This is a genomic window from Pseudomonas sp. LD120, from assembly GCF_009861525.1.
In the GTDB taxonomy this organism is placed as follows: domain Bacteria; phylum Pseudomonadota; class Gammaproteobacteria; order Pseudomonadales; family Pseudomonadaceae; genus Aquipseudomonas.
The window spans coordinates 1-13,124 of sequence record NZ_WVHL01000001.1; the positions used below are offsets into that span (position 1 = coordinate 1).

Sequence of the window (13,124 nt, forward strand, 5' to 3'; positions counted from 1 at the left end):
CCACCTGCGTTACCTCAATCCTCGCCTGTCGGAAGCCGACCAGGATCGCTACTACGACGAGATTGCCTTGGTTGCCGAACGCCTCGGCGCCCGCGACGTGCCCCGTTCGCGGCAAGCAGTGGCCGCTTATCTGCGCAGCATGCGCCCCCAATTGCTCTGCGATGAGCGCAGCCGCGAAGTCCTGCGCCTGCTACTGGCCGCTCCCGCCCCCAGTCGCCTGGCCAAACCTTTTGGCTCATTGATGATGCAGGCAGGTATCGACCTGCTGCCGGACTGGGCCAGCTCCATGCTTGATGTCAATCAGACCCCGCTGCAACGCCAGCTGATTCGAGCCAGCGTCAAACGCAGTACGCCGATGCTGCGCTGGGCGGTGCGTGACAGTTCGGTGCATCGAGCGAAACGACGCATGGGTCTGTAGAAGACAACCGCTCATGCACAACACGCCCAGACAGTTCGCAATTGGCCGACCAGCCCCACGCCGTATCCACCATGACCCTGAACAAAGTCTGCGGCTCCACCCTCAAGGCCTTGCACCTGAGCGCCCAGGCCATTGGCTGCGACGATGCCAAGGTAATCATTGGCGGCGGCCAGGGCGTGGCATTGGCCATAGAGTCCGAGAGATCGCCTTCGCCAGCACTTGACTCCTACAACGGGCAGGAGGCTGGTAGACTGCGGCGCCTTATTCCTCTTCTCCAAGGCGCCCTGCATGTCTTCCTTGAATCAGGCGCTGCGCGCCGCCCTCGATCACCGTCAAGACTTGCTCTCCGAGCTGCATCAACAAGGCACCGACTGCTACCGCCTGTTCCATGGTAGCCAGGAAGGTGCAAGCGGCTTGACCGTCGACCGCTATGGGCCGCAACTGCTGGTGCAGAGTTTTCACCAGACGCTGGACCGCGATGCCCTGCTGCAACTGCACGAGACCCTCGATCAACAACTGAACCTCTCGACCCTGCTGGTCTACAACGATCGCTCACGGGGCAATTCACGCATCGACCGTGAAGACTCCGTCTACCGCGCTGAAGAGCGTGCCCTGGACGACCTCATTGGCCGAGAGTGGGGCCTGAACTACCGGGTTCGAGGCCGTCACGCCGGGCAAGATCCATTGCTGTTTCTCGATTTGCGCAACGCCCGCGGCTGGGTCAAACAACACAGCAGCGGAAAGAGCGTCCTCAACCTCTTCGCCTATACCTGCGGTGTTGGCCTCAGCGCCGCCGCCGGTGGCGCCCGAGAGGTATGCAACCTGGACTTCGCCGAGGGCAACCTGGCGGTAGGACGAGAAAACGCTCAGCTCAACCCGCAACTACCCGCCATGCAGTTCGTGCAGTCGGACTATTTCCCGGCGATCCGCCAACTGGCGGGCCTGCCCATCAGCCAGCGGCGCGGGCAAAAACTGCCCAGCTATCCCCGTCTTGAGCAACGCCAATACGATCTGGTGCTGCTGGACCCGCCCGCCTGGGCCAAAAGCGCGTTCGGTACCGTCGACCTGCTGCGCGACTACCAGAGCCTGCTGAAACCGGCGTTGCTGGCCACCGCCGAGGACGGCGTACTGATCTGCTGTAACAATCTGGCCAAGGTGTCGCTGCCGGACTGGCGCGAGCAGGTACTGCGTTGCGCCGAGAAAGCCGGGCGACCGGTGCGCGATTGCCAGGTCCTGGCACCTGCGGCGGATTTCCCCTCCCAGGACGGACAACCACCGCTGAAAACCCTGATCCTGCAACTCTGATCAACCGCAAGAAATCTGAACAATCCTGAAGACTGTGATGGTTTCGGAACCGAAAACGCGTGCCATACTCCAACACACTTCCGATTCAGATAGATGAAGCCTCGCATGACCAAAGGATTGATTCGCGCTCTCAGCGCCTTGTTGACCGCTCTCGCCCTTTACAGTCTGTTGGGCTTTCTGATTTTGCCCGGCATCGCCTTGCGGGTGGCCAATCAGCAACTGGCCAACTACGCGACGACCCCGGCTCATCTGCAGCGCATAGAGCTCAATCCCTTCAGCCTGGAACTGACCCTCTGGGGCCTGAACATCGGGGAGCCGGGCAAGGAACAGGTGGCGTTCGAACGCCTCTATGCCAATCTGCAACTGGACAGCCTGTGGACCGGCGCGCTGCACCTGGCCGACATCGAACTGGACCAGCCCAAGACCGAAATCCTCTTTGACAAGGAAGGCAAGCTCAACCTCCTGACCTTGTTCAAGCTCCCTGCCAGCGAACCGACTCCGAGCGATCCCGATGCCAAGCCTTTCCCGGTACGTATCGAGCGCATCAAGCTGGCGGGCGGTTACCTGCACTTCCTGGACCTGCGCCCCAGCGAACCGATTGATTTCCTCTACAACACACTCGATTTCGAGCTCAAGCATCTGAGCACGCTGCCCGACGACAAAGCCGATCTGACGCTGGTGGCCAGCGGCCCCGAGGGCGGAAAGATCGACTGGTCCGGCAATTTCAGCATCACCCCACTGACCTCAGAGGGCACCTTGAAAGTCACCGACGGCCAAATGAAAGCCTGGTGGCCTTATGTGCGCGACGCGGTACCACTGGTACTGGAAGAGGGCGTGGTGAACCTCAGCACCCACTACAGGTTCAGCCTGGCCAAGGAAACCGAGCTGCTGCTGGACAACACCTCGATCAGCGTCGCGCCGTTCGCGATCAAGGCACCGGATGGACGCCCGCTGGCGCGACTGGAACGCCTGGACGTCAGCCAAGCCTCGGTGGACCTGGCCAAGCAGCAGGTGATTGTCGGCAAGATCAACAGCCAAAAACTGGAAACCTGGGCGGCCCTCGAAGCCGATGGCCAACTGGACTGGCAGAAACTCTTCGCCAGCCAACCAGCCAAACCCGCCCCAAAACCCGAGCCGGCCACTGCCGATACCGCCAAAGAACCAGCGGCACCGAGCAAGCCTTGGCAAGTACTGCTCAAGGATGTGCAACTGCGTAATTACCAAGTGCATCTGGCCGATCGTCAGGCGAAACCGGCGGTCGCCCTGGAACTGGGGCCGCTAAACCTGGACCTGAACAATTTCGACAGCCTCAATCAATCGCCCTTCTCCCTCAAACTCGATACAGGTCTGGGGAAACAAGGCAAGATCAGCGCCAGCGGCGAGGTCAATCTCAACCCGGTTACTGCCAAGCTCAAAGTGCAGACCAAGGACATCGACCTGCGTGTCGCCCAGTCCTATATCAGCCCGTTCATTCGCCTGGAGCTGCGCAGCGGCATGCTCGGCAGTGATCTGGCGGTAGACTTGAAGAAAGTAGAGCCTCTGACGTTCAGCGTCGCCGGTCGCGCCGAAGTGAACCAGTTGCACACCCTGGACACCCTCAAGAGCCGCGACTTCGTGAAGTGGAAGCAAGTCGTCGTCGAGGGGCTGGACTATCAGCATGGCGATAGCCTGAGCATCAGCCGGATCAACCTGATGCAACCCTATGCGCGCTTCATCATCAACGATGACCGAACCACCAACATCGACGACCTGCTGATTCCACAGCCTGCGAGCAGCAGCAAGTCCTCGGCAAAGTCGGCCCCCAGCGCCAGCAAGCCATTGGCCATTCACATTGGTGAAATCGCCATCAATGATGGCTCGGCCAACTTTGCCGACCTGAGCTTGACGCCGAACTTTGCCACCGCCATCCAGCAGCTCAACGGGCATGTCGGGACCATCGACAGCCGCCAGGCCAAACCCGCGGAAGTCGACGTCAAGGGCAAGGTTGACCGCTATGCTCCAGTGACCATCAAGGGCAGCGTGAACCCATTCGACCCAATGGCCGCGCTGGACATCGCCACCAGCTTCAAACGTGTGGAACTGACCACCCTGACGCCTTATTCCGGGAAGTTCGCCGGCTTGCGCATTCGCAAGGGCCGGCTCAATCTCGACCTGCACTACATGATCACCAAGGGCCAGCTCAAGGCAGAAAACAAACTGGTGGTCGAGCAACTGCAGTTGGGGGAAAAAGTCGACAGTCCGGACGCCGTGGACCTGCCGATCCGCTTGGCAGTGGCACTGTTGAAAGACGCCGACGGCAAGATCTCCATCGAGCTGCCTATTTCCGGCGACTTGAACAACCCGCAGTTCAGCGTCATGCCCATCGTCTGGCAGACCCTGCGCAACCTGGTGCTGCGAGCCGCCCAGGCACCGTTCAAGTTCATTGGCGGCCTGGTCAGCGGCGGCAGTTCGCAAGACCTGAGCAGCGTATCCTTCGCCCCCGGCTCAAGCGACTTGAGCAAAGACTCCGAGTCGGCCCTGAGCACATTGGCCAAAGCCCTCAAGGAGCGTCCGACCCTGCGCCTGGAGATCGAAGGCACCAGCGCCCAGAGCAGCGACGGCCCACTGATCGCCGAGCAACGCCTGGAGCGGGAATACCAATACAACTACTACAAGATTCTCCAGCGCCGCGGCGACAAGGTTCCGGCCCAAGCGTCATTGTTGAAGGTGCCCGAGGATGAAAAAGCGCCATTGCTGGAAGGCATCTACCGCACCCGCCTGAAACAGCAGCCTCCCGCCGAATGGACCCAGCTCAGCCGCGACGAGCGCACTGCCAAGCTACGCGACGGTCTGATCAAGTTCTGGAGCGGCAGCGATGTGTTGTTGCGCCAACTGGGCCAGCAGCGAGCCAGTAGCATCAAGGACTTTCTGGTGGACAAAGGTCAGTTGGCCGATGACCGCGTCTACTTTATCGATGCCAACCTGGGCCAGGCCGAAAGTGATGGCAAGGTCATCACGCCGCTGCATCTGGACAGCGAGTAACCCCTGCACCGTGCTCACCCGAGCCCAGCCAGTAGTTCCTTTCCGCAGTGCATAAAACAGGCCCCGACAGAGTATGTCGGGGCCTGTAATGATCACGTCCCTGTGATCGGGTACATGAACCTTGAAATAAACCGCAGACGCATCACCCGATGTCGTCTATCGCGTCTTCTCCCTGCCCAGGCAAAAAACTAGCGGCTTACTCGACTTTCAGGCCATCGGCGGAGACCGCCTTCACGCCGTCGATTTTCTTGGTGATCGCCACAGCGGTGGCTTTCTGCGCTTCGGTGACGGCGACAGTGGACGACAACGACACTACGCCCTTATTGGTTTCGACTTTGATGTCGGTGCCAGGAATGCCTTTCTCGGTGACCAGATCGCTTTTCACTTTGGTGGTGATCCAGGTATCAGAGGTGGCCTCTTTGGCCTTGGTCATTTCACCAGCAGCCAAGACCATAGGTGACTGGGTGCTTTGAGTGGTCTGCGCAAAAGCTGCGTTGGCCATGGTCAGTGTCAGAGCGGTAGCAGCTGCGGCAGTGATCGCGAACTTCTTCATACGAGTAACTCCTGTTCTTTGGAAAAGCCTGCGCCGTGTCCTGGCAACAGGGTTATCAGGGATATTGCAGGTGCTGTGCCAAGTCACAAAAAAGAGATAAGCCCATATAAATCAATAAGTTATCAATAACTCAAAAAACCGCAACCATGCAAAATGCATGAAGCATCGCCAATGTGCATGCAAGTTGCGGTTTTTACCCAAGCGCCTGAAAAACTCGCATCAGGGCTCCCGAAACAAGTCACGCGGCATCCACGTTGCAACCCTTGGGCGCATAATCGGCGTCCACCGTGGTGGTGCAGGCCCACCCAGCGGTTGCCGAACGCGTCAGGGTCAAGGTCTTGTTCAATACCGCTCCTGGGGCGTTGAGAAGGGTGCAGCCAATATTCCCTTCACCAGTGGCTGCTGTACCCTCGATGCTCATCTGGCAGTTCGAGGTCTGCGCCGTGCCACCCGCCAGCATCAGAGTCGGATCGGCTCCCTGGTTCAACAGGTCCTCGACGTTGACTTTCAACGCCGAGGCTTCCGCCAGCGCAGCCATCACCTTGGCCCGCGCCTGATATTTGGAGTACATCGGCATCGCTACCATGGCGAGAATGCCGATGATCGCGACCACCACCAGCAATTCGATCAGTGTAAAACCGGCTTGTTTTTTCATGAGCTGCCTCCTGGCATGAACGAATGTTGCATAAGAGTCAGACTCGAAGCATGCCCTATGCCAGGACTCTCCCCCTTGGAATACGGGGCCTGTAGCAGTGATAGCCCATAGCCTTGAGCACAAGGAGTCGCACAAACTGACAAATTTCGTCACCCCCAACCCCTATTCGGCAGGCACCCGGCAGCTAGGCTTTATCAGGTACATGGCGAGCCGACATGACATGAGTTGCAGGTGGCACGTGCTCGTCTTGAAGCCACCGCTCATCAAGGATCGAATCATGGTGGTAAAAGCTCCCACGGCCAGTACCTATGTCTGGCAAGGCACTGACAGCCAGGGCCAGGCAATGAGCGGGGAACTGAGCGCCGCGAACCCGAGATTGATCCGCGCGCAATTACGCAAGCAAGGCATCACCGCAACACGGGTTCGACGTAAACCCAGGGGCTGGCCCCGACTGACCCAGCGAATCAGGACGCAGGAGATTGCCCTGTTCAGCCGGCAGTTGGCGACGCTGATACAGGCCGGAGTTCCGCTGTTGCAATCCTTCGAGATCATCGCCGAGAGCTTCGATCATCAGCAGATGCGCCAACTGCTGGCCAGCCTCAAACGCGACGTAGAAGCCGGGGCCAGCCTGGCGACAGCACTACGTCGGCATCCACGCCACTTTGACGAGTTGTACTGCAACCTGGTGGACGCTGGTGAACAGGCCGGTGCACTGGACACTTTGCTGGAGCGAGTCGCCACCTATAAGGAAAAAAGCGAGAACCTCAAAGCGCGACTGAAAAAGGCCATGATCTATCCCTTGGCGGTAGTCGGCGTGGCGATCATCGTCAGCAGCATCCTGCTGCTCAAAGTGGTGCCACAGTTTCAGAGCCTGTTCGCCAGCTTTGACGCAGAGTTGCCATGGCTGACTCGACGAGTCATCACGCTCTCGCAGCTTCTCCAGAATCACGGCGGATTGCTGCTGGCCGCAAGCCTGGCGACCGGAATCGCAATGCCCGTGGTCTATCGACGCTCCGCGCGCCTACGGGATGGCCTGGACATCAGCCTGTTTCGGCTGCCACTGAGCGGTCCATTACTGCACAAGTCAGCGGTAGCCCGCTATGCTCGCACCCTCGCCACCACCTTCGCCGCCGGCGTGCCCCTGGTGCAGGCGCTGGACTCCGTGGCCGGCGCCAGTGGCAACAGCGTCTTCAAGCGCGCGGTGGAACGCATCCGCCATCAAGTGGCCAGTGGCATGCAATTGAACTTTGCCATGCGAACCAGCGGCGTCTTCCCTACTATGGCAGTCCAAATGACGGCTATCGGTGAGGAGTCCGGAACCCTGGATCATCTGCTGGAAAAAGTCGCGGCGCATTATGAGGATGAGGTGGACAACCTGGTAGACAGCCTGTCCCGCCTCATGGAGCCGTTGATCATGGTGGTTCTGGGCAGTATTGTCGGTGCCCTGGTGGTTGCCATGTACCTGCCTATCTTTCAACTCGGTACAGCGATCTGAACATGTCCCTGACTCAAGCCCTGACCCTTTACCCCCTGGCATTCGTGGTGTCGGCGCTGGTACTGGGATTGATCGTCGGCAGCTTTCTCAACGTGCTGGTATGGCGCCTGCCGACAATGCTCGAGCGCGATTGGAGAGCCCAAGCCCTTGAGGTATTGGGACTTGAGCCTGAACCGGCAGCCGCGCCTTACAACCTGATGCGACCTCACTCCCAGTGCCCTCACTGCAGACAGCCGATACGTCCCTGGGAAAACATCCCCTTGCTCAGCTACCTGTGGCTACGGGGTCGCTGCGCACACTGCAAGACCCGCATCAGCCCGCGCTACCCCCTGACCGAACTGAGCTGCGGCCTGATCTCGGCGTTTGTCGCCTGGCACTTCGGTTTCGGCTGGAGCGCAGGCCTGTTGCTGATATTGAGCTGGGGGCTGCTGGCCATGAGCTTGATCGACGCTGACCACCAGTTGCTGCCGGACGTACTGGTGTTGCCGCTGTTGTGGCTGGGGCTGATCGTCAACAGCTTCGGCTTGCTGGTTAGTCTGCAGGATGCCCTGTGGGGCACCGTGCTGGGCTATCTGTGCCTGTGGTCGGTGTTCTGGCTGTTCAAACTGCTGACCGGTAAGGACGGTATGGGCCATGGTGATTTCAAGCTACTGGCGATGCTCGGCGCTTGGGGCGGCTGGCAAATATTGCCGCTGACCTTGCTACTGTCCTCCTTGGTGGGAGCGATTCTCGGCACGCTCATGTTGCGTTTGAACCGCGCCAAGACCTCGACGCCAATCCCCTTTGGCCCCTTTCTGGCCATTGCCGGCTGGATTGCCTTGCTCTGGGGTGGTCAAATAACCGACTTCTATTTGCAGATTGTCGGCTTCCAATGACTCGTTCCGTAAACCCACCCTGGACCCTCGGCCTGACCGGCGGTATCGGCAGCGGCAAAAGCGCCGCCGCCCAGTATTTCATTGATCTGGGCGTGCATGTGATCGACGCCGATCATGCCGCTCGTTGGGTGGTTGAGCCCGGCCGGCCGGCCCTTGAACACATCGCCCGGCACTTTGGCGACGATGTGCTGCAGGCCGACGGCCAACTGGACCGCGCGGCCCTGCGCAAGCTGATCTTCGAGGTTCCCGAGCAGCGCCGCTGGCTGGAAGCCCTGCTGCACCCGCTGATCGCCGAAGAGATTGTCAGCCATCTGGCGCGTGCCACATCGCCCTACGCGATCCTGGTGTCGCCTTTGCTGATCGAGTCCGGCCAGTCGCGCATGACCCAACGGATTCTGGTGATCGACGTGCCGCAACAACTGCAGATCGAACGCACCCTGCAGCGGGACCAGATCAGCGAGCAACAAGTCCAGGCGATTCTCCAGGCCCAGGCCAGCCGCGAAGAACGCCTGCGTCACGCCGACGATGTGCTGGTCAACGACCGCGACCAGGCCTGGTTACGCAGCGAGGTCGAACGCCTGCATCATTTTTACCTAACCTTGCGTGGAGGCCAGTCATGAGCCAACCCTTGACCGTCGAATGCCCAACCTGTGGCGCCCCCGTGGAATGGACCACGGCCAACGTCAACCGACCGTTCTGTTCCGACCGTTGCAAACTGATTGACCTTGGGGCCTGGGCGGCCGAAGAACACAAGATTCCGGTAAGCCCTGATGCCGAGGACGAGCTGTTCTCCGAAGAACTACCACCCCGCGCTCACTAAGCGCCCCCCCTCAGGGCCGCATGAAGCTGTAGTCCTGGTCGTCGTCGAGGTTTTCCGCGAGGAACTGCAGTTCGTCCGCCAGATCCTCGAGGCTACGCACGCCCTTGCTTTGCTGCACCACCGCACTGAGCAAGGCACGCAAGCTCAAGCCCGGCTCGAACCCTTCCTGCTGGGCACTTTGCAGACTGTCGTGCACTTCCTGCCGAGCCCATTGGTAGACACTCATGACCGCGCTCCTGAAATTTTTGCCGAGCATGCAGCGCGTCCACAAGCTCAACGTTGACGTGGATCAAGAGCGTGAATCGTCATCTTTCCAGGGCGCCGAGAGGTAGCGGGTGCGGTTGAAGGTTTCCAGCCATTCCGGACAAAACACCACCAGCGCGCTGATCAGCATGCCGTTGATGAATGCCTCGGGAAAGATGATCAACCATAGATAGCCGACAAAGTCCTCCAGCCACTCAGGCATGGCAAAACGCTCATCGAGCCACAGCAAGACCAGGGCGCACAGCAGGCACAACAGTGCTGACAGCGCGGCGGCAAAGAACCCGGAGCAGAAAATGTACACGAAGGGATTACGCGGCTGGGCACGCTCTACCAGCAAAGCGCAGGCCTCGGTTACCGCCGCCGGCAACAGGATCAGCAGCGAGCCATTGACCCCCAGCGCCGCTAGATCCTGGCGGCCCAGGGCGAGCAATCCCAGTTGCGCGATCAAGCCACCGATAATCGCCAACGGCCAATCCAGCAGCAGGGTCACCGCAGTCAGGCCAATGAAGTGATAGGAGACGCCAGTATCGAAGTCACGTCGCACCAGCCACAGCAGAAATAACCCGAACACCGTTCCGAACAGCAAATGCTGGCGGCGGGTATCGGTAAACAGCTCAACCCAGGGCGCACGCAACACCGCCCAGACCAGCACCGGCACATACAGCAGCCACCCCAGAACCAGGGTCTGCGGCGACAGCAGTGCCGAACTGATCATGGCTGAACCTGCTCCAGCGCCTCGGCCAATTGCTCAGCCGTGGCATATTCCTGACGAGACACCAACTGACCGTCTTGCAGTTGCAGCCATAGAACCTTGCCCTCGGTGGCAGAGTAACGCGCAGCCACGCGCCCTTCCCGATCGAGCATCACCCGGTAGGGATAATCGCGCATGGCCGGCACCGCGAACATCGTCGCGATCAACCTAGGCATGCGTTGGATATCCGCGACAAAGACTCCATGACGCGCCTGCAAATAGCCCTGGGGTTTGTCCTTGAGCGCCGCATTCACCATCTTGGCGGCATCCATGCTGCGTGCCACCAGCAGAATACGGGCCTGTGAATCAAGGCTATAGGCTTGATCGAATTGATCGAGCAAGGTCCAGGGCGCCAGGCGCTCACCGACTTCAACCGCCTGAGCCCACAACGGCAACAAGCACAGCAACAGAATTGACCAGCGCTTCACGGCACACTCCTCATCGATGGGTTGGACGGGAAACAGTCTACACCGCCCCTCGACAGGCTCCAGCAGGGCGTGAGGACCGGTGTGCCGAGGTTTTTCCCAAAGCATGGTTTTTAAGGTCACATTTGGGCGCTAAGCTTGAGAACATGGATGACTCAGATTTCTTGCGCCTGCTTACCATCCAGGCCGAACAAGCCAACGCGTTTCTGTCCAATGCCCGCAAATGGGAGCGTGAGCGTTGGGTCTGCCAGCGCCTGCTGCAAGGTCTGAATATTTCCTACCGCAATGACGAATTCACTGCCGCCGGGCAAGAACCACCGGATGTGCTGTTTCGCGATGCCAGCTTTGAGGTGTTTTTTGTCCTCGACGAAGGCCGGCGCCTCAACGATGAGTGGCGCGATGAATTGCAACGCCGACGCAGCGCGTTCTCCCTGAGCCAGTTGGTACGCCGCGAAGCCAAACCCAAACGTATCCCAGCCAATGAGTTATTGCTGCGCCTGGCACCGACCTTGCGCAAGAAGGCCCATAACTACAAAGAACGCGGAATGGACCTCGGGGAACTGGACATCATTGCCTTCGCAACCCTGAAACGCGAAGTACTGGACCTGAACAGCCACTTTCCGCCGCCCACCGAATACTTGCGCCAGGGCTGGCGCTCGCTGTCCCTGGTAGGGCCCACCTTCGCCCGCGTGCTGTTCGCTCATCCGGATGCGCCGGAGTTTCTGCGTAGCAACCTGGGCCGCAGTATCGTTTTCGACGTCGGCATCAGCTTGTAAACCCAGTCAATACGCCTTGTGTGGGCATGGCGCAATCTACCCGGCAGTGGTAAAAAAGTACCCTGCCTGGCGCCGACAGGACCTCGCCAAAGCCCTCATGCGGCAACGGCTATGCTCCGTTACAGGTGCGGACTACACCGCGCTGTAACATTCCTCCGAGTTGCGACGTCTACCTACGAGGCCTTTATGAGCAGCCGCCTGAACCCCGACGACCAACGCCATGTCGAAGAATACCTGCAACTGCCCCAACACCGAGTCGAGCGCCGGCCCTTCCGGCCGTGGATGCTTCTCATCGTGGTGGTTGTGGTAACGATCGCCCTGGGCCTGTTGAGCCGTTTTATCAGTTACCTGACGCTATGAGCTGCATCGCGCTCGCTCGGTTGACTGCACCGATTTCTTTTAGCCTTGCGAGATATCCCCATGACTCATCGTATTGTCATCGTTGGCGGCGGCGCCGGCGGCCTGGAGTTGGCGACCCGCCTGGGTAAGACTCTGGGCAAGCGCGGCACCGCCAGCGTGATGCTGGTCGACGCCAACCTGACCCATATCTGGAAACCACTGCTGCACGAAGTGGCCGCCGGTTCCCTGAACTCCTCCGAAGACGAACTCAACTACGTCGCCCAAGCCAAATGGAACCACTTCGAGTTCCAGCTGGGACGTATGAGCGGGCTTGATCGTCAACGCAAGAGAATCCAGTTAGCCGCCACCTACGACGAAGCGGGCGTGGAACTGCTACCGGCCCGGGAACTGGGCTACGACACCCTGGTGATCGCAGTGGGCAGCACCACCAACGACTTCGGCACCCAAGGTGCGGCCCAACACTGCCTGTTCCTCGACACGCGCAAGCAGGCCGAACGCTTCCACCAGCAGTTGCTCAACCACTACCTGCGGGCTCACGCCGGGCAGACCGATGCCGTGGAACAGATCAGCGTGGCCATCGTCGGCGCCGGAGCCACCGGTGTGGAACTGGCCGCCGAACTGCATAACGCGGCCCATGAGCTGGCAGCCTATGGCCTGGATCGTATCCAGCCAGAAAACATGCACATCACCCTGATTGAGGCTGGACCACGGGTGTTGCCGGCCTTGCCCGAGCGCATCAGCGGACCGGTGCACAAGACCCTGGAAAAACTCGGGGTCAAGGTGCTGACCAACGCGTCAGTCAGCGAAGTGACCGCCGACAGTTTGATCACTGCTGATGGCCAGAGGATTCCCGCCAGCCTCAAGGTGTGGGCGGCCGGAATCCGCGCACCGGCGTTCCTCAAGGAGATCGACGGCCTGGAAACCAACCGCATCCACCAACTCCAAGTGCTGCCAACCCTGCAGACCACCCGTGACGAAAACATCTTTGCCTTCGGCGACTGCGCCGCCTGCCCGCAACCGGGCAGTGACCGCAACGTACCGCCACGGGCCCAGGCTGCGCACCAGCAAGCGTCCTTGCTGGCCAAGTCGCTGAAGCTGCGCATCGAAGGCAAGGACCTGCCGACTTACAAATACACCGACTATGGCTCGCTGATCTCGCTGTCACGCTTTTCGGCGGTGGGCAACCTGATGGGCAATCTCACCGGCAGCGTGATGCTCGAAGGCTGGCTGGCGAGAATGTTCTACATATCGCTCTACCGCATGCACCAGATGGCGCTGTATGGTGTCTTCCGCACCGCGATGTTGATGCTCGGTAGCCGAATCGGACGCGGCACCGACCCCCGCCTGAAGTTGCACTAAGCGCCTGAACATAAGCCCCGCTACGCAAGGTAGCGGGGCAATCGGGC

The 13,124-nt window shown here is 60.0% G+C and carries 15 protein-coding genes and 1 pseudogene; 11 read left to right on the forward strand and 5 right to left on the reverse strand.

What is annotated here, in order from left to right; translation table 11 throughout:
• From PLD_RS00005 to PLD_RS00020, 4 genes and pseudogenes are all read left to right on the forward strand, one after another.
• Positions 1-418 (forward strand): oxygenase MpaB family protein (locus tag PLD_RS00005; RefSeq protein WP_159888774.1); only part of this gene is annotated, 418 nt, incomplete at its 5' end.
• Between the two features lie 44 nt (positions 419-462).
• Positions 463-591: pseudogene (locus PLD_RS00010) on the forward strand (acetyl-CoA C-acetyltransferase); the annotation flags it as partial.
• Positions 592-706: 115 nt separating this feature from the next.
• Positions 707-1,723, forward strand: coding sequence for a class I SAM-dependent rRNA methyltransferase (locus tag PLD_RS00015; protein ID WP_159888775.1), 1,017 nt, complete (start codon positions 707-709; stop codon positions 1,721-1,723).
• A gap of 105 nt (positions 1,724-1,828) precedes the next feature.
• Complete coding sequence (locus PLD_RS00020) at positions 1,829-4,744, forward strand: DUF748 domain-containing protein (RefSeq protein ID WP_159888776.1); 2,916 nt, start codon at positions 1,829-1,831, stop codon at positions 4,742-4,744.
• 196 nt (positions 4,745-4,940) lie between these two features.
• Here PLD_RS00020 and PLD_RS00025 read toward each other — a convergent pair whose 3' ends face one another.
• Both PLD_RS00025 and PLD_RS00030 read right to left on the reverse strand, forming a co-directional pair.
• The gene (locus PLD_RS00025; protein WP_159888777.1) at positions 4,941-5,297 is read right to left on the reverse strand and encodes a BON domain-containing protein; all 357 of its coding nucleotides are present in this window, start codon (positions 5,295-5,297) and stop codon (positions 4,941-4,943) included.
• A gap of 238 nt (positions 5,298-5,535) precedes the next feature.
• Positions 5,536-5,952, reverse strand: coding sequence for a pilin (locus PLD_RS00030; protein ID WP_159888778.1), 417 nt, complete (start codon positions 5,950-5,952; stop codon positions 5,536-5,538).
• Positions 5,953-6,229: 277 nt separating this feature from the next.
• Between PLD_RS00030 and PLD_RS00035 the strand changes: the two genes are divergently transcribed.
• From PLD_RS00035 to yacG, 4 genes are read left to right on the forward strand one after another with little or no spacing between them, the layout of a single operon-like run.
• Positions 6,230-7,447 carry a type II secretion system F family protein gene (locus tag PLD_RS00035; protein ID WP_159888779.1) on the forward strand — a complete coding sequence of 406 codons (1,218 nt, stop codon included), beginning with the start codon at positions 6,230-6,232 and terminating at the stop codon, positions 7,445-7,447.
• Between the two features lie 2 nt (positions 7,448-7,449).
• Positions 7,450-8,322, forward strand: a complete 873-nt coding sequence (locus PLD_RS00040; protein WP_159888780.1) for an A24 family peptidase — start codon at positions 7,450-7,452, stop codon at positions 8,320-8,322.
• Positions 8,319-8,942 carry a dephospho-CoA kinase gene (coaE, locus tag PLD_RS00045; RefSeq protein ID WP_159888781.1) on the forward strand — a complete coding sequence of 208 codons (624 nt, stop codon included), beginning with the start codon at positions 8,319-8,321 and terminating at the stop codon, positions 8,940-8,942. The genes PLD_RS00040 and coaE overlap by 4 nt, the downstream gene beginning before the upstream one ends.
• The gene (gene yacG, locus PLD_RS00050; protein WP_159888782.1) at positions 8,939-9,142 is read left to right on the forward strand and encodes a DNA gyrase inhibitor YacG; all 204 of its coding nucleotides are present in this window, start codon (positions 8,939-8,941) and stop codon (positions 9,140-9,142) included. Before coaE ends, yacG begins: the two co-directional genes overlap by 4 nt.
• Before the next feature lie 10 nt (positions 9,143-9,152).
• Here yacG and PLD_RS00055 read toward each other — a convergent pair whose 3' ends face one another.
• The 3 genes from PLD_RS00055 to PLD_RS00065 form a co-directional block, all read right to left on the reverse strand.
• Positions 9,153-9,368, reverse strand: a complete 216-nt coding sequence (locus PLD_RS00055) for a hypothetical protein (RefSeq protein ID WP_159888783.1) — start codon at positions 9,366-9,368, stop codon at positions 9,153-9,155.
• A 63-nt stretch (positions 9,369-9,431) separates the two neighbouring features.
• Positions 9,432-10,121 (reverse strand): energy-coupling factor ABC transporter permease, encoded by a 690-nt coding sequence (locus tag PLD_RS00060; protein ID WP_159888784.1) that lies wholly within the window; start codon positions 10,119-10,121, stop codon positions 9,432-9,434.
• On the reverse strand, positions 10,118-10,585 hold the full coding sequence (locus PLD_RS00065; RefSeq protein WP_159888785.1) for an FAD/FMN-containing dehydrogenase: 468 nt from the start codon (positions 10,583-10,585) through the stop codon (positions 10,118-10,120). The genes PLD_RS00060 and PLD_RS00065 overlap by 4 nt, the downstream gene beginning before the upstream one ends.
• 143 nt (positions 10,586-10,728) lie before the next feature.
• On the opposite strand from PLD_RS00065, the gene PLD_RS00070 reads away from it, so the two are divergent.
• The 3 genes from PLD_RS00070 (at position 10,729) to PLD_RS00080 (ending at position 13,077) form a co-directional block, all read left to right on the forward strand.
• Positions 10,729-11,358, forward strand: coding sequence for a DUF1780 domain-containing protein (locus tag PLD_RS00070; protein WP_159888786.1), 630 nt, complete (start codon positions 10,729-10,731; stop codon positions 11,356-11,358).
• A gap of 186 nt (positions 11,359-11,544) precedes the next feature.
• A complete protein-coding gene (locus tag PLD_RS00075) occupies positions 11,545-11,718 on the forward strand; it encodes a DUF3094 family protein (RefSeq protein WP_159888787.1) in 174 nt (57 codons plus the stop codon).
• A 60-nt stretch (positions 11,719-11,778) separates the two neighbouring features.
• Complete coding sequence (locus tag PLD_RS00080; protein ID WP_159888788.1) at positions 11,779-13,077, forward strand: NAD(P)/FAD-dependent oxidoreductase; 1,299 nt, start codon at positions 11,779-11,781, stop codon at positions 13,075-13,077.
• The last annotated feature ends 47 nt before the right edge of the window (positions 13,078-13,124 follow it).

Bases quoted from the DNA above. Each gene is read 5' to 3' on its own strand.
- coaE (WP_159888781.1), top strand. From the start codon at position 8,319: ATGACTCGTTCCGTAAACCCACCCTGGACCCTCGGCCTGACCGGCGGT.
- PLD_RS00030 (WP_159888778.1), bottom strand. From the start codon at position 5,952: ATGAAAAAACAAGCCGGTTTTACACTGATCGAATTGCTGGTGGTGGTC.
- PLD_RS00020 (WP_159888776.1), top strand. From the start codon at position 1,829: ATGACCAAAGGATTGATTCGCGCTCTCAGCGCCTTGTTGACCGCTCTC.
- PLD_RS00070 (WP_159888786.1), top strand. From the start codon at position 10,729: ATGGATGACTCAGATTTCTTGCGCCTGCTTACCATCCAGGCCGAACAA.
- PLD_RS00080 (WP_159888788.1), top strand. From the start codon at position 11,779: ATGACTCATCGTATTGTCATCGTTGGCGGCGGCGCCGGCGGCCTGGAG.
- PLD_RS00025 (WP_159888777.1), bottom strand. From the start codon at position 5,297: ATGAAGAAGTTCGCGATCACTGCCGCAGCTGCTACCGCTCTGACACTG.
- PLD_RS00035 (WP_159888779.1), top strand. From the start codon at position 6,230: ATGGTGGTAAAAGCTCCCACGGCCAGTACCTATGTCTGGCAAGGCACT.
- yacG (WP_159888782.1), top strand. From the start codon at position 8,939: ATGAGCCAACCCTTGACCGTCGAATGCCCAACCTGTGGCGCCCCCGTG.
- PLD_RS00075 (WP_159888787.1), top strand. From the start codon at position 11,545: ATGAGCAGCCGCCTGAACCCCGACGACCAACGCCATGTCGAAGAATAC.
- PLD_RS00015 (WP_159888775.1), top strand. From the start codon at position 707: ATGTCTTCCTTGAATCAGGCGCTGCGCGCCGCCCTCGATCACCGTCAA.
- PLD_RS00055 (WP_159888783.1), bottom strand. From the start codon at position 9,368: ATGAGTGTCTACCAATGGGCTCGGCAGGAAGTGCACGACAGTCTGCAA.
- PLD_RS00040 (WP_159888780.1), top strand. From the start codon at position 7,450: ATGTCCCTGACTCAAGCCCTGACCCTTTACCCCCTGGCATTCGTGGTG.
- PLD_RS00060 (WP_159888784.1), bottom strand. From the start codon at position 10,121: ATGATCAGTTCGGCACTGCTGTCGCCGCAGACCCTGGTTCTGGGGTGG.